The sequence below is a fragment of the Kribbella sp. NPDC006257 genome, from assembly GCF_040613535.1.
Lineage (GTDB): Bacteria > Actinomycetota > Actinomycetes > Propionibacteriales > Kribbellaceae > Kribbella.
In genome coordinates this window covers 1-22368 of sequence record NZ_JBEXSJ010000045.1, presented here as the reverse complement: position 1 = coordinate 22368, position 22368 = coordinate 1, and the positions used below count along the sequence as shown (strand labels likewise).

24 protein-coding genes and 1 riboswitch are annotated in these 22368 nt (G+C 67.4%); of the genes, 16 read left to right on the top strand and 8 right to left on the bottom strand.

The window, feature by feature from the left end; translation table 11 throughout:
• Positions 1 to 5 precede the first annotated feature (5 nt).
• Genes ABZ004_RS35770 through ABZ004_RS35760 form a run of 3 tightly spaced genes read right to left on the bottom strand, consistent with a single transcriptional unit; the run spans position 6 to position 3176 of the window.
• Entirely contained in the window at positions 6 to 938 is a 933-nt protein-coding gene (locus tag ABZ004_RS35770) for a sugar ABC transporter permease (protein ID WP_355686042.1), read from the bottom strand.
• The gene (locus ABZ004_RS35765) at positions 935 to 2221 is read right to left on the bottom strand and encodes an extracellular solute-binding protein (RefSeq protein WP_355686040.1); all 1287 of its coding nucleotides are present in this window, start codon (positions 2219 to 2221) and stop codon (positions 935 to 937) included. The genes ABZ004_RS35770 and ABZ004_RS35765 overlap by 4 nt, the downstream gene beginning before the upstream one ends.
• A 4-nt stretch (positions 2222 to 2225) precedes the next feature.
• Entirely contained in the window at positions 2226 to 3176 is a 951-nt protein-coding gene (locus ABZ004_RS35760) for a carbohydrate kinase family protein (protein WP_355686038.1), read from the bottom strand.
• 125 nt (positions 3177 to 3301) lie between these two features.
• Between ABZ004_RS35760 and ABZ004_RS35755 the strand changes: the two genes are divergently transcribed.
• The 11 genes from ABZ004_RS35755 (at position 3302) to ABZ004_RS35705 (ending at position 11528) form a co-directional block, all read left to right on the top strand.
• Complete coding sequence (locus tag ABZ004_RS35755; protein ID WP_355686036.1) at positions 3302 to 4054, top strand: DeoR/GlpR family DNA-binding transcription regulator; 753 nt, start codon at positions 3302 to 3304, stop codon at positions 4052 to 4054.
• On the top strand, positions 4051 to 5394 hold the full coding sequence (locus ABZ004_RS35750; protein ID WP_355686034.1) for a 6-phospho-beta-glucosidase: 1344 nt from the start codon (positions 4051 to 4053) through the stop codon (positions 5392 to 5394). The genes ABZ004_RS35755 and ABZ004_RS35750 overlap by 4 nt, the downstream gene beginning before the upstream one ends.
• A 199-nt stretch (positions 5395 to 5593) precedes the next feature.
• Positions 5594 to 6103: a 30S ribosomal protein S16 gene (gene rpsP / locus ABZ004_RS35745; RefSeq protein ID WP_355686032.1), complete on the top strand. Its 510-nt coding sequence runs from the start codon at positions 5594 to 5596 to the stop codon at positions 6101 to 6103.
• A 5-nt stretch (positions 6104 to 6108) separates the two neighbouring features.
• A complete protein-coding gene (locus tag ABZ004_RS35740) occupies positions 6109 to 6360 on the top strand; it encodes an RNA-binding protein (protein ID WP_355686121.1) in 252 nt (83 codons plus the stop codon).
• A gap of 106 nt (positions 6361 to 6466) precedes the next feature.
• Positions 6467 to 7090: a ribosome maturation factor RimM gene (gene rimM, locus ABZ004_RS35735; protein ID WP_355686030.1), complete on the top strand. Its 624-nt coding sequence runs from the start codon at positions 6467 to 6469 to the stop codon at positions 7088 to 7090.
• Positions 7087 to 8286, top strand: a complete 1200-nt coding sequence (trmD, locus tag ABZ004_RS35730; RefSeq protein WP_355686029.1) for a tRNA (guanosine(37)-N1)-methyltransferase TrmD — start codon at positions 7087 to 7089, stop codon at positions 8284 to 8286. Before rimM ends, trmD begins: the two co-directional genes overlap by 4 nt.
• A 153-nt stretch (positions 8287 to 8439) precedes the next feature.
• Complete coding sequence (gene rplS, locus ABZ004_RS35725; RefSeq protein WP_355686027.1) at positions 8440 to 8802, top strand: 50S ribosomal protein L19; 363 nt, start codon at positions 8440 to 8442, stop codon at positions 8800 to 8802.
• A 137-nt stretch (positions 8803 to 8939) separates the two neighbouring features.
• On the top strand, positions 8940 to 9569 hold the full coding sequence (gene lepB, locus ABZ004_RS35720; RefSeq protein ID WP_355686025.1) for a signal peptidase I: 630 nt from the start codon (positions 8940 to 8942) through the stop codon (positions 9567 to 9569).
• Positions 9566 to 10333 carry a signal peptidase I gene (gene lepB, locus ABZ004_RS35715; RefSeq protein WP_355686023.1) on the top strand — a complete coding sequence of 256 codons (768 nt, stop codon included), beginning with the start codon at positions 9566 to 9568 and terminating at the stop codon, positions 10331 to 10333. The genes lepB (ABZ004_RS35720) and lepB (ABZ004_RS35715) overlap by 4 nt, the downstream gene beginning before the upstream one ends.
• A 96-nt stretch (positions 10334 to 10429) precedes the next feature.
• Positions 10430 to 11128: a ribonuclease HII gene (locus ABZ004_RS35710; RefSeq protein WP_355686021.1), complete on the top strand. Its 699-nt coding sequence runs from the start codon at positions 10430 to 10432 to the stop codon at positions 11126 to 11128.
• A gap of 76 nt (positions 11129 to 11204) precedes the next feature.
• Positions 11205 to 11528, top strand: a complete 324-nt coding sequence (locus tag ABZ004_RS35705; RefSeq protein ID WP_012922325.1) for a DUF2469 domain-containing protein — start codon at positions 11205 to 11207, stop codon at positions 11526 to 11528.
• Between the two features lie 6 nt (positions 11529 to 11534).
• Here ABZ004_RS35705 and ABZ004_RS35700 read toward each other — a convergent pair whose 3' ends face one another.
• Positions 11535 to 12653 (bottom strand): phosphoribosylaminoimidazolecarboxamide formyltransferase, encoded by a 1119-nt coding sequence (locus tag ABZ004_RS35700; RefSeq protein ID WP_355686020.1) that lies wholly within the window; start codon positions 12651 to 12653, stop codon positions 11535 to 11537.
• Positions 12654 to 12680: 27 nt separating this feature from the next.
• A riboswitch (ZMP/ZTP riboswitch) is annotated at positions 12681 to 12763 on the bottom strand.
• Positions 12764 to 12773: 10 nt separating this feature from the next.
• Positions 12774 to 13511, bottom strand: coding sequence for an AraC family transcriptional regulator (locus ABZ004_RS35695; RefSeq protein WP_355686018.1), 738 nt, complete (start codon positions 13509 to 13511; stop codon positions 12774 to 12776).
• Between the two features lie 57 nt (positions 13512 to 13568).
• Here ABZ004_RS35695 and ABZ004_RS35690 point away from each other — a divergent pair, with 57 nt between their 5' ends.
• Entirely contained in the window at positions 13569 to 15128 is a 1560-nt protein-coding gene (locus ABZ004_RS35690; RefSeq protein ID WP_355686016.1) for an FAD-dependent oxidoreductase, read from the top strand.
• Here ABZ004_RS35690 and ABZ004_RS35685 read toward each other — a convergent pair.
• Together ABZ004_RS35685 and ABZ004_RS35680 are read right to left on the bottom strand one after the other, a co-directional pair.
• Positions 15115 to 16257 carry a cellulase family glycosylhydrolase gene (locus ABZ004_RS35685; RefSeq protein WP_355686014.1) on the bottom strand — a complete coding sequence of 381 codons (1143 nt, stop codon included), beginning with the start codon at positions 16255 to 16257 and terminating at the stop codon, positions 15115 to 15117. The two genes, ABZ004_RS35690 and ABZ004_RS35685, sit on opposite strands and share 14 nt — an antisense overlap.
• 16 nt (positions 16258 to 16273) lie before the next feature.
• A complete protein-coding gene (locus tag ABZ004_RS35680) occupies positions 16274 to 17890 on the bottom strand; it encodes an FAD-dependent oxidoreductase (RefSeq protein WP_355686012.1) in 1617 nt (538 codons plus the stop codon).
• Positions 17891 to 18035: 145 nt separating this feature from the next.
• Between ABZ004_RS35680 and ABZ004_RS35675 the strand changes: the two genes are divergently transcribed.
• The 4 genes from ABZ004_RS35675 to ABZ004_RS35660 are packed head-to-tail and all read left to right on the top strand — an operon-like array spanning position 18036 to position 22033.
• A complete protein-coding gene (locus ABZ004_RS35675) occupies positions 18036 to 19409 on the top strand; it encodes an extracellular solute-binding protein (RefSeq protein ID WP_355686010.1) in 1374 nt (457 codons plus the stop codon).
• A 37-nt stretch (positions 19410 to 19446) separates the two neighbouring features.
• Complete coding sequence (locus ABZ004_RS35670) at positions 19447 to 20286, top strand: sugar ABC transporter permease (protein WP_355686009.1); 840 nt, start codon at positions 19447 to 19449, stop codon at positions 20284 to 20286.
• The gene (locus tag ABZ004_RS35665) at positions 20283 to 21167 is read left to right on the top strand and encodes a carbohydrate ABC transporter permease (protein WP_355686007.1); all 885 of its coding nucleotides are present in this window, start codon (positions 20283 to 20285) and stop codon (positions 21165 to 21167) included. Before ABZ004_RS35670 ends, ABZ004_RS35665 begins: the two co-directional genes overlap by 4 nt.
• Positions 21164 to 22033 carry an NAD(P)-dependent oxidoreductase gene (locus ABZ004_RS35660; protein ID WP_355686005.1) on the top strand — a complete coding sequence of 290 codons (870 nt, stop codon included), beginning with the start codon at positions 21164 to 21166 and terminating at the stop codon, positions 22031 to 22033. The genes ABZ004_RS35665 and ABZ004_RS35660 overlap by 4 nt, the downstream gene beginning before the upstream one ends.
• On the opposite strand, the gene ABZ004_RS35655 is transcribed toward ABZ004_RS35660, so the two are convergent.
• Positions 22006 to 22368 (bottom strand): substrate-binding domain-containing protein (locus tag ABZ004_RS35655; RefSeq protein WP_355686003.1); only part of this gene is annotated, 363 nt, incomplete at its 5' end. The genes ABZ004_RS35660 and ABZ004_RS35655 overlap by 28 nt on opposite strands.

Here is a 22368-nt window from a genome sequence, read left to right as displayed (position 1 = left end):
CCACTTCACTGGCGTCCCCTTCCGCCCAGCAGCTTCCAGTTGATTGCCGTGAACAACAACACGAGCATGAAGATGCTCAGGGCAATCGCACCGGCGTACCCGTAGTCGTTGTTGAAGAAGGCCTGGTTGTAGAAGTACATGACCACGGTCATGCCGCTCTGCCCGGTGCCACCGTTGTTGCCGACCATCACCTGTGGCTCGGTGAAGGTCTGCAGGCCACCGATCGTCGACATGATGACCGTGAACAGTACGACGGGGCGCAGTTGCGGCAGGGTGATCAAGAAGAACGTCCGGAACGGGCCGGCTCCGTCGACCTTGGCCGCCTCGTACTGCTCGGTCGGGATCGCCTGCAATCCGGCCAGATAGATGATCGTGTTGTAGCCGGCCCACTGCCACACGATCATCGTGGAGATCGCGATCTTGATGCCCCAGGGTTGCCGGAGCCAGTCCTCGGTGGGCAACCCGAGCGACCGTAGTACGGAGTTGATCAGCCCGAAGTTGGTACTGAAGACGGCGGCGAAGAAGATCGCCGCCGCCACCAGTGAGGTGATGTTCGGGATGAAGTACGCGATCCGGTAGATGCCCTTGAACCGTACGGCGGAGTGCAGCATCACCGCGAGCGTCATGGCGATCACCAGCGTCGGCACCGTCGACATCACGAACAGGATCACCGTGTTCCACAGTGACAACCAGAACGTGCTGTCCTCGATCAGGAAGCCGAAGTTCTGCAGCCCGACCATCTTGCGCGGTCCGAGCCCGTCCCATTTCTGGAACGCGAGCAGGATCGTCGAGGCGACCGGGTAGAGCCCGAAAACCAGGAAGATCAGGTAGAACGGCGACAACGCGAGGTAGAAGCGCCAGTACGACAGGACGCCCCGGCGGCGCTGCGGCTTCGCAGTACGGGCCCTTCTCGACGGAGCTGTCGCAGTCAGGGTCACTGCACGCCCTGACGCTTGCCGATCTGCTTCGCCTTCGAGACGGCCTCCGCCCAGGCCGCGTCGGACGACTTCTTGCCGGCCTGGACGAGCTTGAGACCGTCGGTGAACGGGACCGCGATCGCACTGTCCAGCGGCGCCTCGTAGGCGATCGGGATGTTCTTGGCCGCAGGTCCGAAGACCTCGATCGGCACCTGGCCGCCGAAGAACGGGTCGGCCGCCTTGAGTTGCGGCTTGTCGTACGCCGCGGGCGCGGCCGGGAAGATCTGCGCGTCGGCGAAGGCCTTGGCCTCGTTGTCCGGGCTCAGCATGTACTTGATCACCTCGAGCGCGGCCTTCGGGTCGGCGGCGTTCTTGGTGATGGTGAGGAACGAACCACCGAAGTTCGCCGGTCCGCTCGGCGTCGGGGCGACCCGCCACTTGCCGATGCTGGTCTTGCAGGCCGCCTTGATGTCCAGCGCGACCCAGGCGGCGCCGGTGACCGTGGGCACCGTCCCCTTGTCGAGGCCGGCATTCCAGTCCGGCGAACCACCGAGGGTCTTGCCGTCGACCTTGAGCGTCACCGCCTTCACCGCGGTGTCCCAGGCCTTGCGGATGTGGTCCTGGTCGCCGATGAACTTGTTGTCCTTGTCGATGTAGCGCGCTGTGCCCTGGTTGACGATGGTGCCGTACAGGTCGGTCGCATCGGCGACGATGAACGCCTTCGGGTTGGACTTCTTCAGCTCCACCCCGGCCGCGATGAAGTCGTCCCAGGTCTTCAGTTGCTCAGCTACCTTGGCCGGGTCGCTGGGCAGCCCGCCGGCGGCGAAGACGTCCGCGCGGTAGAACAGCGCGGTCGGGCCGATGTCGATCGGGATGCCGATCACCTTGCCGTCCAGCGTGGTGGCCTGCTTGACCTTCCAGTCCAGGTAGTCGCCCAGGATCGAGTCGGCGCCGATCGTCTTCAGATCCACGAACCGGTTGGCCTGCGGCAGCATCGAGGCGATGTCCTCGCCCTTGATGCCGGTGATGTCCGGGATCGACGTCCCGCCGTTGAACGTGGTGACCAACTTCTGCTTGAAGTCGCCGCCGACCTCGGAGTACTTGATGTGCTGGTCGGGGAAGTGCGCGATCGTGTCGTCCAGCACGGACTTGCCCAGCCCGCCCGGCCAGCACCACAACGAGATGTTGCCGGTGGCATTCTTCTTGGTCGTGCCGGCGTCCATGCTGGACGAGCAGCCGACCACGGTTCCGCCGAGCATGGCGGCGAAGCCCCCGGCGATCAAGGTGCGACGAGAGAGCTCCATGTTTCTACCTTCCTTGGTGCGCGCGGATCAGCGCGTCGATTGCCCCGTCTGATGGATTGCGGTTCTGCCACGCCTCGATCTCGGCCCAGGTCGGCGCCGCGTCGGCACCGCCCAGCCGGGTGACCGAGAGCGCGGCGACGAGCGCGCCGAACCGCACGCGCTCGGCCAGCGGCAGCTCCCACAAGGTGGCCGCGATGAACCCGGCGGCGAAAACATCGCCCGCTCCGGTGGTATCAACAGCCGGTACTGCGTACGCCGGTACTGCGACTTCCTCGCCGGAGCCGGCGTCGATCGCCAGTGCGCCGTTGGAGCCGTCCGACACGACGACCACGGGCACCCGCTCGGCCAGCTGACGCAGGGCGGCGGCCGGCGTCGTAGTACGGGTGTAGCTCATGGCTTCACCGGCATTGGGGAGGAAGACGTCGCAGTGTTCGAGTTGGTCGAGTACTGCGGAGTCCCACTGCTCGGCCGGGTCCCAGCCGACGTCTGCGAACACCAGGCTGCCTGCTGCTTTTGCCTTGGCCAGCCACTCGTTCGGCCACGGACCGATGTGTGCGGCAACAGCTCTGGCGGCCGGTGGCGTCTGTAGTAAGTCGTCTGCGCTGAGTGGGGGAGTAGTGCCTCGGGTCACGAGGGCACGGTCGTTGTCGTAGGCAAGGGCCACCGTGAGTGGGGTGTGCCAGCCGCTGATCTTGCGGGAGTGGGTGAGGTCGATGCCCTCGCCGGTCTCGAGTCGCTGCCAGGTGCGGTTGCCCAGGTCGTCGTCACCGAAGACCGCGGCCAAACCTGTGCTTAGACCGAGTCTCGCGAGGGCGACCGCGAAGTTGGCGATGCCGCCCGGGCTTTCGGCGGAGTCGGTGGCCCACACCTCGGTGCCGGGCCGCGGCGGAGTGGGCAGCCCGAGCACCAGGTCATGGAAGACCAGCCCGGACACGACCACGTCCAGTTCGCTCATCACCAGCACACTCCTGCAGGGTCGCTCAAACTCGTGCAGACAGTGTGGATCTTTTGAGCAGACTACGCAATAGGTGTGCAATCAGATGACTGACTATGACGGAGTTTGCGTGATACGGTCTCTCTGTGTTGCCAAAGCAGCGTCAGGATCAGATCGTCCGCGCGCTCAAGGCCGATGGGGCCGGGGGCGTGAAGGTGCTGGCTGCCCAGCTGGGGGTCAGCGAAGCCACGATCCGCCGCGACCTGGAGCAGCTGCACGAGCAGGGCCGGCTGACCCGTGTCTACGGCGGTGCGCTGGCTGTCGACGGTGGCGACGAGCCGTTCGCCGACGTGAGTGTGGTGAACGTCGACGAGAAGGACCGGATCGCTCGTCGCGCAGCTTCCCTGATCAGCGACGGCCAGTCCGTGCTGCTGGACATCGGTACTACGGCGCTCCGGCTGGCGCAGCATCTGCACGGCCGGTCGGTGACCGTGGTGACCAGCAACCTCGCAGTACTGGAGGAGCTGCAGAACGACGAGGAGATCGAGCTGATCATCCTGGGCGGCTTCGTACGCCGTAGCTACCGCTCGCTGGTCGGCTACCTGACCGAGGAGTCGCTCCGGCAGGTGCATGTCGACTGGCTGTTCCTGGGGACCAGTGGTGTCCGTCCGGACGGTGGCGTGATGGACAGCACGATGATCGAGGTACCGGTGAAGCGCGCGATGATCAAGGCCGCCGACCGGGTAGTGCTTCTCGCGGACGCGACCAAGTTCCCCGGCCATGGGGTAGCCAAGGTCTGTGAGCCGACCGAGCTTTCAGTAGTAGTGACCGAGTCCGCTGCCGACGAGGCGACCCGGACCCAACTGACAGAGGCGGGGGTACAGGTGATCTTGGCATGAGGCTGACCATCCTTGGCGGCGGTGGGTTCCGGGTGCCGCTCGTCTACCAGGCGCTGCTCGGTGACCGCGGTGCAGGCCGGATCACGTCGGTGATGCTCTACGACACCGACCGGGCCCGGCTGTCCTCCATCGGCGCCGTACTACGCCAGCAGGCTGCCCGGTACTCCGATGCGCCGGTGGTGACCGAGACGACCGATCTCGACGAGGCTCTGCGCGGGTCGGACTTCATCTTCTCCGCCATCCGGGTCGGTGGGCTCGAGGGGCGGACCATTGACGAACGGGTCGCGCTGGACCTCGGCGTACTCGGGCAGGAGACCGTGGGAGCGGGCGGGATCGCCTATGCGCTCCGGACGCTGCCTGTCGCGGTGGGGATCGCGCAGCGGATCGCTGAGCTGGCACCCGAGGCGTGGGTCATCAACTTCACCAACCCTGCTGGGATGGTGACCGAGGCGATGATTCCGTACCTGGGTGACCGGGTGATCGGTATCTGTGACTCGCCGTCGGGGCTCGGGCGTCGTGCTGCGCTCGCTCTTGGGCTGGACGCGTCGACTGTGTTCTACGACTACGCAGGGCTGAACCACTTGGGCTGGTTGCGTGGTCTGCAGTCCGGTGGGGTGGACCACCTTCCAGCATTGCTTGCTGACTCTGATGCGCTTGGCGCTTTCGAGGAGGGGCGGCTGTTCGGAGTCGAGTGGTTGCGGTCTTTGGGGTCGATCCCTAATGAGTACCTGCACTACTACTACTTCGCGCGGGAGACGCTGGCCGCAGTACAGGCGGTTGAGCAGACGCGGGGGACGTTCCTGTTGGAGCAGCAGTCCGCGTTCTATGCGGAGACGGCTCGGCGGCCTGCTGATGCGCTGGAGCTGTGGCAGAAGACAAGGGCGGAGCGGGAGTCGACGTACATGGTCGAGAGCCGAGCAGTGGCCGACGCGGGGGAGCGGGACGAGCGGGACATGTCTGCTGGGGGGTATGAGCAGGTGGCGCTGTCACTGATGCGGGCGATCGCGCACAACGAGCGCGCCTCGCTCATCCTCAATGTGCGCAACCGGGGGACGCTGCGGCACCTCGACGACGACGCTGTGGTCGAGATCCCGTGCACGGTCGATGCGAACGGTGCGCGGCCGCTCACAGTCACCCAGTTCACCGACCACCAGGCCGGCCTGGTCTGCGCCGTGAAGGCAGTGGAACGCTCGACCATCGAGGCCGCAGCTACCGGGTCGCGGGCGGCCGCAGTACGGGCTTTCGCCTGGCACCCCCTGATCGACTCGGTAACGGCCGCCCACCAACTCCTGGACGGCTACAGCAGTCGGCTGCCCGAGCTGGCCCCCTTCCGCCCCTGACCTGCGCTTTTGTCGTCGAGGGCCCGGATTGGTTCCTGAGCGCCGGATCTGGCAGACTAGACGGCTGAGTGTCGTCCGGATCGCGTGCAGCCCTCTAACTCCACGTCCCGGTCGGCCCATCCGAGTGGTCACCCGTTGTCCCCACGACGCCGGTGGCTCACTCAACCAGACATGAATTCCCAAGGGAGACCACACAAACGTGGCAGTCAAGATCCGTTTGAAGCGCATCGGCAAGAAGCGTGCGCCGCACTACCGCATCGTCGTCATGGACGCCCGCACCAAGCGTGACGGCCGCGCCATCGAGGAGATCGGCAAGTACAACCCGAAGGCCGAGCCGTCGTTCATCCACGTCGAGTCGGACCGGGCGCAGTACTGGCTGGGCGTCGGCGCGCAGCCGACCGAGGCCGTCGAGGCGATCTTCAAGGCCAGCGGTGACTGGCAGCTGTTCAAGGGCCTGCCGGCCCCGGCGCCGCTGCGGGTCAAGGAGCCGAAGCGCGACAAGCAGGAGATCTTCAACGAGGCCCTCGCCGAGGCGCACGGCACGCTGAAGACCGAGGCTGTCACGGCCAAGAAGACCACCGCCAAGAAGGCCGCGGCGAAGAAGGACGAGCCGAAGGCCGACGAGGCTGCTCCGGCCGCCGAGGAGACCCCGGCCGCTGCCGAGGCCCCCGCCGCCGAGGCCGCGCCGGCCGACGACGCCAAGGCCTGACCATGATGGAGACCGAGGCGCTCGAGCACCTGGTCCGAGGCATCGTGGACAATCCTGACGACGTCAGCGTCCGCTCGCGCAACCTGCGCCGCGGCCGCACCCTCGAGGTGCACGTGCACCCCGACGACATCGGCAAGGTGATCGGCCGCAACGGCCGGACGGCGACGGCCATCCGTACCGTGGTCGGGGCGCTCAGCTCCGAGTCCTCGGTCCGGATCGACTTCGTCGACGAGTTCAACCGGCGCCCGCGCCGCTGACTCGCAGCTGTTTCCCGAAGGGCCGCATCCGAGACTGGATGCGGCCCTTCGGTATCTCTTCGGCCAGACTGGGCCCGGAGCAACCAGAAAGTTAAGGGGTATCGAGGTGTTGGTGATCGTCGGCCGGATCGGCCGGGCGCACGGGATCAAGGGCGAGGTCGGGATCATCGTCCGGACCGACGAGCCGGACCGCCGGTTCGCCGACGGGGCGCAGCTCGTCACGACCACCAAGCCGCCCCGCACGCTCACGGTCGAATCCACCCGCTGGCACAGCGGCAAACTGCTGGCGAAGTTCGCCGAGGCGCCGGACCGGACCGCCGCCGAACTGCTCCGCAACCTGGAGCTGCAAGCGGAGATCGGCGAGGACGAGCGCCCGGAGGAGTCGGACGAGTACTACGACCGCGAGCTGATCGGTCTCGCCGTACGAACCACCGACGGCGCCGAGGCAGGCGAGGTGATCGACGTGATCCACCTCCCGTCCCAGGACCTCCTCGAGATCCGCCGCCCCGCGGGCAACGCCGTACTGGTCCCCCTGGTCGAGGAACTGGTCCCCGAGATCAACCTCACCGCCAATTTCGTCCTCGTCGCCGACCGCCCAGGCCTCCTCGACCCCGAAGGCGCCGAAGTAGTCCCCAACACCCCCGGCACGGACAACGGCTCCGGCTCCGGGGACGCCTCGGACTCCGGTTCTGGTTCTGGTTCTGGTTCTGGGGAGGGTAGTGGGGGATGAGGCTGGATGTTGTCTCGATTTTTCCGGAGTATCTGGCTGCGCTGGATCTGAGTCTGGTCGGCAAGGCGGCCAAGAGCGGGCTGCTCGACGTACGGGTGCATGATCTGCGCGAGTGGACGTACGACCGGCACCGGACGGTGGACGACACGCCGTACGGCGGTGGCGCGGGCATGGTGATGAAGCCGGAGCCGTGGGGCGAGGCGCTGGACGCTATCGCTCCGATCGACGGCCCTGCCCAGCCCCGGCTGATCGTGCCGACGCCTGCGGGTCGCCCCTTCACGCAGGAGCTTGCCTACGAGCTTGCTGCCGAGCCGTGGCTCGCGTTCGCCTGCGGGCGCTACGAGGGGATCGACGCACGGGTAGCGGCGCACGCTGCCGAGCGGATGCGGGTGGACGAGGTCTCCATCGGCGACTACGTGCTCAACGGTGGCGAGGTCGCCGTACTGGTGATGGTCGAGGCCGTCGCACGCCTGCTTCCGGGAGTGATCGGCAACCCGGAGTCCCTGGCAGAGGAGTCCCACTCGGGCGACGGCCTGCTGGAGTACCCGGTCTACACGAAGCCGCCCACCTGGCGAGGTCACGCCGTACCGGACGTCCTCCTGTCGGGTAACCACGCTCTAGTCGCCAAGTGGCGCCACGAAGAGTCCGTACGGCGTACTGCTGAGCGCCGGCCGGATCTCTTGGCTGCCTGGGGTGCTGCTGTCTCCTCAGAGAAGGAGGCGCTCGACGCTGTTCAGGTGCTCCCGGCAACCGCGGCAGACGCAGGAGAGATCCACACGCTGCAGCTAGCGGCGTACCTGTCTGAGGCAAAGGCCTATGACGATCTGACCATTCCGCCGATGCAGGAGGCGCTGGAGGGCTCGGCAGAGCGGGTGAGCGCTGGTGGCGTCTGGAAGGCCGTGGCCGGTACCAGGATCGTCGGGGCCGTCCATGTCGCTGTGGACGGCCCAGTGGCGCGCATCGGGCGGCTCATGGTCGCTCCTGACTGGCAGGGCAAAGGCGTGGGGACGAAGCTGCTCCGGGTTGCCGAACAAACCGCGCCGGCCGACGTCACGCAGTACGAGCTGACTACTGGCGCCAAGAGCGAGCGCAACCTGCGGTTCTACCGCAAGGCCGGTTACCGTGAGGTGCGGACCGAGTCACAGACGGCGAAGGTCGACCTGGTGCTGCTGGCCAAGCGGCGCCGCCGGCGCTGATTTCGGATCGGCCACGGTCGTGTGGCAAACTTGGTCGCTGTTGTCCGTTCGGTGCTCCTGCCACAGGGGGTGACCACCGCACGGCGGCATCTTCGACTTCTCACACCGAGCATTCGTGGGTGACCTGTGGCACGCGCGAGAGAGAGACACCTGATGAGCAACCTCCTGAACGAGCTCGACAACGCGAGCAAGCGCGACGACATCCCGGCCTTCCGCGCCGGTGACACGGTGAACGTGCACGTGAAGGTCGTCGAAGGTAACCGGTCCCGCGTCCAGGTGTTCAAGGGTGTCGTGATCCGCCGCCACGGTGGTGGCCTGCAGGAGACCTTCACGGTCCGCAAGGTCAGCTTCGGCGTCGGCGTCGAGCGCACCTTCCCGCTGCACACCCCGATCGTCGAGAAGGTCGAGGTCGTCACCCGCGGCGACGTGCGTCGCGCCAAGCTGTACTACCTGCGCGAGCTGCGCGGCAAGGCAGCCAAGATCAAGGAGAAGCGGGACAACATCCCGGCCTCCTGATCGTCTAGTAACGACGGTCAAGTATGGCGCCGAGCACTGCGACTCGCGCTCGCCCGGTCGCCAGGAGAGCACGTCGCAGCAAGGGACGTCACCGTAGGCTCAAGCAGCGGAATCCGCTGCTGAGCCTGCTCGTCGAGATGACCACCGTGACGGTGCTCGCACTCGTCATCACGGTGGTGCTGCGGCTGTTCGTCGCCGAGGCCTTCTACGTGCCCTCGGAGTCGATGTACGACACGCTGACGACGAACGACCGGATCCTGGCCGAGAAGGTCAGCTATCTGCATCGCGACGTCGACCGCGGCGACATCATCGTCTTCAAGGACCCCGGCCACTGGCTGAACGAGGAGCAGAAGCCGCCCGGCACGATCCGGCAGATCGGCGAGTTCGTCGGCATCCTGCCGCGCAGCGGCGAGGGTCACCTGGTCAAACGGGTGATCGGCGTCGGCGGCGACCGGGTGATCTGCTGTGACCGGTCCGGCCGGATCATGGTGAACAAGATCCCGCTCGACGAGCAGGAGTACCTGCTGAAGGGTGCCAAGCCCTCCCTGCAGCCCTTCGACGTGGTCGTCCCGCCCGGCCATCTGTGGGTGATGGGCGACAACCGGGCCGAATCGGCCGACTCCCGCGCCCATATGGGTGGCCCCGGTGGAGGATTCGTTCCGGTCGAAAACGTGGTTGGCCGGGCCTGTTGCGTAATCTGGCCGTCTGACCGGATGACGATGCTGCGTCCTCCGGAAACCTTCAAGAAGCCGGGGCTGAAGAAGTGACTGAGACACCGACTGCGACGAAAGAGAAATCACCCCACCGCTCCGGGCTCGCGGCAGCTGCCCGCGAGTTCGTGCTGATCGTGGTCGGTGCTCTCATCGTCTCGTCGATCCTGCGGGCCTTCGTCGGCCAGATGTTCATCATTCCGAGCGAGTCGATGCAGAACACCCTGCTGGTCGGCGACCGGGTGGTGGTCGAGAAGCTGACCGACGTCCAGCGCGGCGACGTGGTCGTGTTCGAGGATCCGGGCGGCTGGCTGGGCCAGGAGGAGAGCGGCCAGAAGCGCGGCTCGATCGGGCGGTTCTTCGAGGTCGTCGGCCTGCTACCGGACTCCAGTCACGGACACCTGATCAAGCGCCTGATCGGGATGCCGGGCGACAAGGTCGCCTGCTGCGACTCCAAGGGCCGGCTGCTGGTGAACGGCAAGCCGCTGGACGAGACCAGCTACCTGTACCCCGGTGACGCGCCCTCGGCGATGGAGTTCCAGGTCACCGTGCCGGCCGGCCGCGTCTTCGTGATGGGCGACCACCGGTCCGAGTCCGGCGACTCCCGGGTGCACCTGAGCGACACCGGCCCCGACGGTGGCTCCCCGGGCGACGCCGCCTTCGTCCCGCTGGACAAGGTCACCGGACGGGCGATCCTGGTGGTGTGGCCGGCCAACAGATTCGCCAAACTCGGGATCCCGGACACCTTCAAGGACATCCCGGCCGCGGCCGCCCCGCCGCCGGACAAGCCCTCGATCTCCCTCACCCCACCGCCCAAGTAACGGAGCCCCCGTGACCGAGCCGAACCCGCTGGGTCCCGTGACCACCCCCACCTTGTACTGCGATCTTCTGGCCCAGCAGAGTCCGAGGGGGCGCGGATGAGCGCTTTGCCGCGGGGGAGCACGATTCGGCGGGACGCCGGGCTGTACGGGTACGAGCGTGCCCTGCGCCGGGTCGGGCTCGACCCGATCGCCGGCGTCGACGAGGCGGGCCGCGGACCGTGCGCGGGCCCGCTGGTCGCCGCCGCGGTGATCCTGCCGGACGGCAAACGAGGCCAGATCCCCGAACTGGCCGACTCCAAGCTGCTCACCGCGAAGGCCCGCGACCGCTGCTACGAGCAGATCCGCGAGCGCGCGCTGGCCTGGTCGGTGGTTTCGATCGAGGCGGCCGAATGCGACCGGCTGGGCATGCACGTCGCGAACGTGGAGGCGCTGCGCCGCGCCCTCTTCCGGCTCGACGAGCGCCCGTCGTACGTGCTGACCGACGGCTTCGGCGTCGACGGTCTCGGCGTCCCGGGACTGGCGATCTGGAAGGGCGATCGGGTGGCGGCGTGCATCGCGGCCGCCTCGGTGATCGCCAAGGTGACCCGCGACCGGATCATGCAGCACTGGCACGAGGTGTATCCGCAGTACGACTTCGCGGTACACAAGGGCTATTGCACCCCCGAACACCAGGCGGCACTGGACGAATACGGCCCGTGTCCACAACATCGACGGCGGTTCGAGAATGTCCGCCGCAGTCTGCGGCCCGATATGGGACAGAATGTGACCAGTCCCACCGGAGTGGAGAGCCGATGAGCGAGCGCAGCGAGCGAACAGACAACAGAGCTGCCAATGCACTCATGCCTGGGCCGAGCGTTAGCGAGGCGCAGGTATGAGTGCCGATGATCTTGAGAAGTACGAAACCGATATGGAGCTTCAGCTCTATCGGGAGTACAAGGACGTCGTCGGGATCTTCAAGTACGTCGTGGAGACCGAGCGGCGCTTCTATCTGTGCAACGCGGTGGACCTGAAGGTCCGCACCGAAGGCGGTGACGTGTACTTCGAGGTGACCATGGCCGACGCCTGGGTCTGGGACGTCTACCGCTCGGCCCGCTTCGTCAAGAACGCGAAGGTCGTCACCTTCCGCGACGTCAACATCGAGGAACTCGCCAAGTCCGACCTGGAAGTCCCCAAAGACTCCGACTTCGGCCGCTGACCTTTCTCAGTGGTGGAACAACCTGACGCCGGTGCGGGTGAGCGTGATCCCGTACTCGGAACAGGCCTTCGCCACCTCGTCCGACCTGATCGACCCACCCGGCTCAGCGATGGACCGTACGCCGTGCCGCTGCGCGTGATCCACGTTGTCCCGGAAGGGCAACGCCCCGTCGGACACGAACGCCACCCCATCGAGCCTCACGATCCACTCCGCGCGCTCCGCACTCGTCAACTCCTGCGCCGGCTCAGCTAGCGCCTGATCGAACCGCTCCCGCTCGTACGCCGTCAGGTCGCCCTCGCACCACCGCACCTGCCAGTTGATCCGCTCCTGACGCCTGACCTCGTCCCGGAACGTCAGACCGCTGACCTTCGGATGACGCCTGAGCCACCAGATATCAGCCTTCGCCCCTGCCAGCCGTGTGCAATCAACCCGCGATTGCTGCCCCGCCCCGATTCCGATCGTCATCCCGTCGCGCACATAGCAAACCGAGTTGGACTGCGTATACCGAGCCACCACCATCCCCAACCGCAAGTCCTCCCCAGCCACCGCCGGCCCGACTGCCTCCTCGGGCCTCTCCTGGGTCAGGCGTACGCCGTACACCTCCCGCATCTCTTCCCGCGGCGGCACGAAATCCTGATCAGCCTCCATCACCAGGAACCGCCCGTTCTTCTTCCGACTGAGCCGCTCAACCGTCCCCGCCTCGAACCCCGGTGCGACGATCCCGTCACTCACCAACCCGCCCAGCACCTCAGCCAGCTCCAGATCGACCGGCCGCGACACAGCCACAAAGTCCCCGTACGACGACTTCGGATCCGCATCCCTCGCCCGCAGATACGCACTCGTCAGCTCACCAACCCCACCGCCCCGCACCCCGTACAGCCCAGCCGCGACCTCATCAAGGTCCCCCGCGACCGCAGCCCCAGCAGGCGACACATGGTTGAACGACGCGGCCGCCACCCTCCCCAGACCGAGGCTCGCCTCCCGCACCAACTGCCATCCGTTCAACGCATCCAGCACGTTGATGTACGACGGCTCCCCATTGACCACCCGAACCGGCCAATCACCAGCCACCACTGGCTCAGCCGTCGCCGCCTGCCCCGGATTGATCCCGTACCGCAGCTCCACCACACGCCTCCTCAGTCACGTTCCCTGAGAAAGCGCCCAGGCGGTCGACGCTCACACCCAACTTGCCGCTCCCCGGTGGTTCTCCACCCTCGCCAGTCGCGGACTCTCAGCTACACCATCTCAGACACGGTTGGTGTTGCGGTGGTGGGACGGGGGATAGCCGGTGTGGTGGGTGAAGAGGCGGCTGAGGTAGAAGGCGCTTCGGTAGCCGGAGCGTTCGGCGATGCTCTGAAGGGTGGCGTCGGTCTCGGTCAGGAGTTCGCGGGCCTTCTGGAGACGGAGGTTCCGCAGGTAGGCGACCGGGGTGATGCCCTGGACGGCCTTGAAGCGTCGGGAGAGCTGCGCGGGGCTGATGCCGAGGCCCGCGGCCAGGTCGGCGAGGGAGAGATCCGGCGAGGCGAAGTGTTCGAGCAGGTATGCCGTGGCGCGCCGGACCAGTTCGTCGCCGGGAGCATCTCGGTGGGCGCGCAGCATCATCAAGATGAGGTCGGTGACGACGTGTGCGGCCACCAGGTCGGCGTGCCCCTCGGCACAGTCGAGCATCGCCAGGTCGGCGCGGAGCCGACCGACGTCAGGAAGCCGGGTGCAGCCGGCCGGCGGTTCGAGCTCGGTGCTGAACCGCGCGTGGAAGAACGACATCGGCCTCAGCATCCGGCGCTGCAGCGTTCCACCCGGCGGACAGACGACGACGTCGCCGAATCCCGCGACTCCTGAACTCCCGCCCGACACCTCGAAGGCGAACGCTCCGGTGCGTGGCAGCAGTAGACACCAGGTGTCGTAGCTGTCGACCGCGAGGCTGAACTGCGCCCGGCGTGCCAGCAGGTAGCCGCCCATCGTCAGCATGGAAAGAAAGTACATGCCGATGCTCAGTATCGCTATGGGCAGGAAGATCAGCGAAGCTGGACAGTACATGGCATGACGACAACGGCTGATGTCTGTGTGTACGGAGGTACGGCCGCGGGGTGTGTCGCCGCGATGACGGCGTACCAGGAGGGCGCGTCCGTCGTCCTCGTCGAGCCCGGGAGCCGGCTCGGCGGCATGCTCGGTGCGGGCATCAAACCGCACCAGGATGCCCCGATCCCGGCCGCGGTGGGCGGGCTGACCAGCGACGCGGTGTTCGGCTTCGGCGACCAGCCGCACGAGGTGATGCGGGCGTTCCACCGGTGGATCGCGAGTACGGACATCGAGGTGATCTTCGAGCGCCGCGTCCGTTCGGTCACCCGGGAAGGTAACCGCATCGCGTCGATCCAGCTGGAGACCTCGCAGCCGGACAGGTGGGGCGTGCCGTTGCCCGCCTCGGAGTCCGCCGCCGACGGCGAGGTCCGGGCAGCCGTCTTCATCGACGCGTCGTACGAAGGCGATCTGATGGCACGGGCCGACGTCCCCTATCGCATCGGGCGCGAGTCGCAGGAGACCTTCGGTGAAGAGCTCGCCGGCGTCCGGCCGGTCACCAACTGGACACCGATCGACCCGTACGTCGTACCGGGTGACAGCACCAGTGGTCTGCTCCCGCTGCTCGATCCCGATCACGGCCTCCCGGTCGGAGCCGCCGACGGCTACACGCAGGCCTACAACTACCGCTTCTACGTCACCACCGACCCGGCCCGCCGCGCTCCGCTCACCCCGCCCGGCGACTATTCCCCCGACCAGTACGAACTGGTACGCCGGTACGTCGCACACCTCTCGAACGACCTAGAAGCACTCCGAGGCATTTTTCCCGGCTGGATCAACTCCGGCGAATACAACTACCAGCGCGCATCCCTGATCACGAACGCTCCGCTGGGTGTCAGCCGCGAATACCAGGACGGCAACTGGGACGATCGCTCGAGAATCTGGCGGGCGCATATCGACTACCTGCGCGGCCTGCACCATTTCCTGTCGACTGATCCCGCTGTACCGGAGGAGTTTCGCGCCGAGACGGCCGCCTACGGTCTCGATGCGAGTGTCTTCCCCGACACCGACGGGTGGCCTCCGCAGCTCTATGTGCGGGTGACCCGCCGGCTCGAGGGGAGCTACACCGTGACGCACGCCGACGTGATCAACCAGACCGACCCCGGCGACAGCATCGGCCTGGCCCTGTTCGGCGTCGACGTCTATCCGGTACGGCGAATCCCGCATCGCGACCCTGCGACCGGCGAACTCGGGGTGGCCACCGAGGGGGACATGTTCATCGGCGGCCACCTGGGAACCGGGGAGCCGTATCCGGTCCCTTACCGGGCGGTCGTCCCGCAGCAGACGGACTGCGGCAATCTCCTCGTCCCGGTCTGCCTCTCGGCGAGCCACATCGGCTATGCCGCCACCCGGATGGAGCCCGTCTTCTGTGTCCTGGCCGAGTCCGCCGCGGTCGCCGCTGTGCAGGCGCTGCGGGCACAGACCCACGTACAGGCTGTCGACATCGCCAAGCTGCAAAGCCGAATCGTCGAACGCGGCCAAGTGATCGCCTGGGAATCTGAGGAGAGCGTCACTCCCCGGTAGCCAGGATGATGCGTGGCGGGCCGCCGGCGACCCAGTCGCTTGTCCACCGGTCGGCGAAGTCGAGGTCCGCGATGGCGTCCCGGGAGAGGACGATCTGAGCTACGTCCGGTGCAGTGGGCCGGGTACGCCGGAGGTCGGCGATCGTCTCGGCGAAACGCCGGCCGACCGGCTTGACGCGATTGTGGACATCGAGCAGGCCCAGGTCGTACTCGATCGAGTTGAAGCCGGCGTGGTCCGGGCGGATGTCGTGCGACGCCCACCAGGACAGCCCGGCCACTCCGGGCACCGACAGCGCCTCGCGGATCAGCTGCTCGGCCGCATTCTCGACGGCGACCCTGGCGATCCATTGAGGGGCGACGCCGATCTCCTGCACCCAGATCGGCCGTGGCTGCGACTGATAGGCGGCAGCGACCCGCGCCAGGTAGGCGCCGATCGTCCAGGAGACGTCGTTGTCCTCACCGAAGCGGCCGAGGAAGCCGCTGAAGTACGGCCAGGCGTGGACGGTCGTCAGATCGAGTTCGTTGGCGAGCAGCGGCCGGCCGAAACCGGGCTTCGCGGTCATCCAGGGTTGGTGATCCGCACCGAGGACGACCGGCAGGTCGGGTGCCGCCGACCGGACCGCCGCGATCATGGACCGCGCCCAGGCGTCGAGGTCCGCTCCGGTGACCGGCTCGGGCTCGGAACCGGCCAGCATGTTGGGTTCGTTCCCGAGGTCCACGCCCGCGCCCGCGGGATGTCCGGCGACGACTTCGGCGACGGCGCCGAGCAGCGTCCTGGCCGCGGAGATCGCCAGCGGATCGGTGAAGACGTTGCGGTCGTGCATCCAGGCGGGACGGAAGACCCAGCCGCTGAGGAATCCGTTCAGCACGGTGACCCAGACGTCCAGTCCGGCGGCGTCGGCCCGGTCCAGCACGGTGGACAGCCGGGCCATCGCCGTCGCCGAGACCGAGGTCGGGAACGGCTGGAACACCGGCCACAGGCACTGGATCCGGACATGGTCGCAACCGAGTGCCGCGATCGCGGCGAGGTCGTCCGCGATCGACGCCTCGTCGAAATCCAGCCAGGCGTTCCACCACTGCTCGCGGGGAACGTAGTTCACGCCGAAAGCGGGCGAATCCGGGTTGTTCACGTCGTCTCCTGACGGGTCAGTTCGTGGCCGGCTGCCAGTTGGCCGGGTGGGTGCGGATCTCGTCGGACCAGGCCAGCGGGATGCCGAGCGGGCCCGACAACACCGCGCGGAAATCTTCCAGCCGGCGCGCATTGTTGCGGATCTCCCGCGGCGGCCGGTTGGTGGCCAGCGCCTGAGCGGCGAGCGCACCGGCAGCCTCGCCGATGCTCCACTCGACCGGGTGCAGCCGGTAACAGCCGTTGGTGATGTGGGTGGTGCCGAGGTTCTTGTTCGCGGGCAGCAGGTTGTCGACCCGGACCGGGATCAACGCGCCCAGCGGGATCTGGAACGGAAAGCTGTCGACGTCGACATAAGTCCGTCCGGCGGTACTCGGATGCAGGTCGATCCGGTACGACCCGATGCCGACGCTGTCGGGGAAGACCTCTGAGCCCGCGTCCTCACCACGCGCCTCGACACCGACGTGTTGTTCCAGCACCGTGAACTCGGCTTGGATGCGGCGTGATTCCCGGATGTACACGGCCTTTGCCAGGCCGTCGGAGGTGTCGACGACGTCGGGTCGCAGGCGAAGTCCGGGATAGCCGGTGCCGCCATCCGGGCGCGGAGCTTCGGTCTGCATCCAGTACAGGAACGACAGTGAGAGATCCCGTGCTCCCGCCAGCGCGCGCTGAGTCGTCGCCGCATCCACCCCGAGGAGAGGCAGCTCCCAGTAGTCGATCTGCGGCCAGTTGACGAGGGTGACGTCTGAACGGATGAGCTCTCCCGCGAACTGACTCCGGGCCAGGATCCGCCGGTAGTGCCAATGATCGAGCACGAAGGCGGCGTCCGGATCGCCGTCGAAGATCCGGCGCTCCCTGGGCCTCAGCCCGACAGGGTCGACGTCCACCCAGGAAAGCTGTGGCCCTGGCCAGAACGGCGCCACGGTGGTCCGCCAATGGTCGTAGCCGGCCGGCCGATCGATGACGTGGTCCTCGCCGTCGCGGTGCTCGAGCGGGAAACACCAGCTGACTGCCTGCTGGTCGAGCGGATCAGCCTGCACGGGTGCGTGTGGCTCACCGGTCTGATTGTTGCCTTCAGCCCCGATGACGTGCTCGACCCCGGCCAGCTCGACCACGTCACCGAGCTCGGTGGCGTCGATGACGTAGTCGGCCGAGACGGTGACTTCGAGCCCGTCGGTCAGTCGCCGGAACGTCACCGCCTCGATCCGGTCGCCGGTCGTGGTGGCCACGACGGGCCGATGCTCCAGCAGGGTCGTCACCAGACCGGCTGAGCGGTACGGCGCCAGCAGTTCGTCGATCACCGCCACGGCCACCCGCGGCTCGTGGCAGAGCCGGCTGACGAAGCCGAGACCGGGATTCAGCACCGGATTCCTGGCCGGCTCCGGGCGCAGCGGGTAGTTGCGGCGGTAGTAGTCCCGGATCCGGTTGCGTAGGTCGCGATAGCTCGGCGATGCGTACTGCGACTCGATCCACGGATGCTCGTCCGGTGGCACGGCCTGCGCCGTGAGTTGCCCGCCGAGCCAGTCGGTCTCCTCGGTCAGCACCACTCGGTGGCCCAGCCGCGCCGCTGTCAGGGCGGCGGCGATCCCGCCGAGGCCGCCACCGACGACGAGCACCGGGCAGTCCTGCTCGTACATGGATGTCCTTTCCCCACCGGCGGTCGGTCCGGCCGGCGGACCGGATTCTGCGCCGCAGAAACTGAACTCTAGCTTTTGCGAAAGCGCTTGCGCTACTCTGCGAAACGATCGGTGCGACGATCGCCATCCCCGCTGAGGAGTTCCGATGACCACAACCGCAATCCGTTCCACCGCAGCGCTCTCCGCCTCCCTCACGCTGCTGGCAGGGCTGGTGGCCTGCTCCAGCGCACCGTCCACGGCCGGTGATTCCGGTGCCGGGGGCCAGGTGACGATCACCGTCGGTGACCGGCCTAGCAGCGCCGATCCGACCAACCGGGCGCAGTTCGACAAGAAGGTGGCCGACTTCCAGCAGGCCAACCCCGACATCAAGCTGAACCCGGTCGAGACCATCTGGGACGCCACCACGTTCCAGGCGCAGGCGGCCGGCGGTCAGTTGCCCGACGTACTGAGCGTGCCGTTCACCGAGCCGCAGGGAATGATCGCCCGCAAGCAGGTCGCCGACCTGACCAAAGCGGTGAAGGACGACGGGCTGCTGGCCGAGCTCAACCCGAACGTGCTGAAGATCGGCCAGGACCAGGCCGGTAACGTGTACGCGATCCCGACCGCGGCGTACTCGATCGGATTGATCTACAACCGCGACCTGTTCAGCAAGGCCGGCCTCGATCCGGACAAACCGCCGGCGACCTGGGACGAGGTCCGCGCGGACGCCAAGCAGATCGCGGCGAAGACCGGTCAGGCCGGCTACGGGCAGATGACCACCACCAACACCGGTGGCTGGATGTTCACCACCCAGACCTACGCGTTCGGCGGCACGATCGAGAACGCCGAGGGAACCAAGGCGACCTTCGACGACGCGCCGTCGCGGGCCGCGCTGCAGGCGCTGCACGACATGAAGTGGGTCGACAAGTCGATGGGCCAGGCCGTGCTCTACGACTACGACGGGATCCAGAAGGCGTTCGCGGCCGGCAAGATCGCCATGTACATGGGCGCCCCGGACATGTACCGCTCCGTGGTCGTCACCAACGGGCTCAAGCCGGCGTCGTTCGGGGTGGGCCCGCTCCCGCAGCAGGGTGGAGACCACGGCACGCTCACCGGTGGCAGCGTCCAGATCGTCAGCAAGACCGCGACGGACGCCGAGAAGGCCGCCGCGATCAAGTGGATCAAGTTCGCCAACCTCAACAAGTACGTGACTGAGGACGCCGCCGTGACCAGCGCCAAGAACGGCGTGGCCGCGAAGCAGCCGGTCGGCGTCCCGGGTCTGCCGGTGATCGCGGCCGACAAGTACGCGACATACCAGTCCTGGATCAAGCCGTACGTGAACGTGCCGCTGGACAACTTCGCGCCGTACACGAAGGTGGCGGCCGAGCAGAAGATCATCCCCGAGCCGCCGGTGAAGGCGCAGGAGGTGTACGCCGCGCTCGACCCGGTCGTGCAGACCGTGCTGGGCAATGCGAAGGCCGACATCCCGGCGCTGCTGACCAAGGCCGCCGCCACGGTGAACGCCAAGCTCGGGCGCTGAGTTGCTCCGGCGTCTGCGCAACGGAGTACCGGCAGTGGTGTTCGCCCTGCCGGTACTCCTGGTCTTCCTGCTCTTCTCCTGGGGGCCGATCGTCAAAGGCCTGGTGATGAGCCTGCAGCAGACCAACCTGGTCGATCCGGTGAAGTGGGTCGGGCTGGAGAACTTCCGGTACGTCCTGGCTGATCCCGCGGTCGGACAGGCCACGGTGAACACGGTCTGGTTCACCTTGCTGGCCTTGCTGTTCGGGTTCCCGCTGCCGGTCCTGCTGGCGATGTTCCTGTCAGAGCTGCGCGGGCGGTCATGGGCCTACACGACGCTGGCCTACCTGCCGGTGATCACTCCGCCGGTGGTCGCCATCCTGCTGTGGCGGTTCTTCTACGACCCGTCGCCGAACGGGATGTTCAACGGGATCCTCGGCGTGTTCGGCCTCGGGCCGTTTCCCTGGCTGGACAGCCCCCATTCGGCGATGCCGTCGATCGTGCTCGAGGCCACCTGGGCCGGCGCCGGCAATGCGGTGATCATCTACCTGGCCGCACTGACCTCGGTCCGGACCGACCTCTACGAGGCGGCCGAACTCGACGGTGCCGGCATCCTGCGCCGCGTCTGGCACGTGATGTTGCCGCATCTGCGCGGCGTACTCCTGCTGATGCTGCTGTTGCAGGTGATCGGGACCATGCAGCTGTTCACCGAGCCACTGCTGTTCACCGGTGGCGGACCGCAGAACTCGACCTTGACGATCCTGCTCCTCATCTACAACTACGCCTTCGTCAATGGTGACTACGGCGCGGCCACGGCGTTGAGCGTGCTGCTGGCCGTGGCCCTCGCCGTCCTTTCGGCCGGCTTCCAGCTCGCCACGCGTCGCTGGAGCACCGAGTGAGCGCCGAGCGCGGACTGCTCTCGCAGACCGACCGCACACGGCGGCGGGTCCGGGTGCCGTTCGTCATCGGGCAGGTGGTGGTGTTCGCCGGCCTGCTGGTCGCCGGCCTCGGCCCGTTCCTCTGGTTGCTCAAGGCAGCGATCTCGCCGACCCAGGACAGCATCCGCAAGCCACTCGCGCTGTTCCCGTCCGGCGAGGTGCAGTGGCAGAACCTCGGCACCGCGTGGCAACAGGGTCACGTCGGTTACTACCTCGCCAACACGGCGATCATCGCTGCCGGTACGGCGCTCGGCTCGTTGATCGTCTGTACGACGGCCGGCTACGTGCTCAGCGTGCTCCGGCCGCGCTGGGGTTCGGTGCTGTCCGCGGCGATCTTGGTCACGCTGTTCGTGCCCCACATCGTTTCGCTCGTCCCGCTGTATCTGACCGTGCTGAAGCTCCCGGTCGTCCACACCAACCTGACCAACACGTTCTGGGCCGTCTGGCTGCCCCCGGCCGCCAGCGCGTTCAACGTGCTGATCGTGAAGCGCTTCTTCGACAGCATCCCGCGGGAGTACTTCGAAGCGGCCAGGATCGACGGCGCCGGCTCGCTCCGGGTGTTCACCGCACTGGTGCTCCCGCTGTCGCGGCCGATCCTCGGTGTGGTTGCGCTGCTCAGCATCATCTCCTCGTGGAAGGACTATCTGTGGCCTTTGCTGGTGCTGACGAATCCGGATCTGCAGCCGGTCTCGGTGGCGTTGCCGAAGATCGCGAAGGTGACGGAGCTCAACATCCAGTTGGCGGGCCTGTTCCTGGCCCTGCTGATCCCGGTGGCGCTGTTCCTCGTCTTCCAGCGGGCGTTCCTGCGGGGCGTCGGGCTGTCCGGCGGGATCAAGGCGTGACCCGGGTCCTGGTCACCGGTGCGGACGGATCGATCGGCCGGGCGGCCGTGGCCGGCCTGCGTGACGCCGGGTACGGCGTGACCGGGCTGTCCCTGGGCTACGACCAGGAGAGTCGGGCGGACCGCGCGCTGGTCGGCGATGCGCGATCACCCGTCGATGTCGCGGCGGCCCTCGAGGACGTGGACTCCGTCGTGCATCTGGCCGCGATCCCGCATCCGAGCCTGGGGACGCCGGAGGAGGTGTTCGAGAACAATGTCGCCGCGACCTTCAACGTGCTCGCCCAGGCCGGGCAGCGGGGGATCGGCCGGGCCGTGATCGCGAGCAGCATCAACGCGTTCGGCGTACCGATGAACGTGAACCCGGTAGTGCCGGCGTACTACCCGCTCGACGAGGACCTGCCGGTCGACATCACCGATGCCTACTCGCTGTCCAAGTACGTGGACGAGCAGACCGCCCGGATGGTCTGGCGGCGCTGGGGGACCGACGTGATCGCCCTGCGTTTCCCACTGGTGAAGTCGCAGCAGCACCTCCTGCGGTTCCGGGCCACCGCGGAACGCGACCCGTCGTCGATGGCCCGGGAAGGATGGGCCTACCTCGACCTGCGTGACGGGGTCCGGGCGATCATCGCGGCGCTCGAATGCGAGACCCCCGGCGCGCATGTGGTCGGACTTGCTGCCGCCGACATCCTGATCGACCGCCCGACGGACGAACTGCTCCGCGAGTACGCCCCGACCGTTGCGCTGCGGCGTCCGGTCGCCGGTCGCGGGTCATTGGTCGACACCTCTCGGGCTCGGCAACTCCTCGGGTTCGTGCCGCGCTACTCGATCCACTCCGGCGATCAGGCGGTGTCCGCGATCACCAGTTGAGGTACGGCGTACTGGATGCCCGGCTCGAGGTCGGGCTCGAGCAGGCGATCCGCCACCAGGCGGCCGATCTCCTCGAGCCCGACGTCGATGGTGGTCAGGTGCCGGCGGACCCGCTGGTCGTGCATCAGCTGCTCCCAGTTGTCGACGCCGATCAGCGCGACGTCGTCGGGCACCCGGCGGCCGCTGGCCCGGATCACCCGCTCGGCGCCGCGGGCGATCGCGTCGCTGCCGCAGAAGATCGCGTCCACGTCGGGCACCGCGGCGAGTACCTCGGTCGCAGCCTCCTCGCCCCACTCCTCGCGCCAGCGGCCGAACCGAACCGGCGTCGCCCAGTC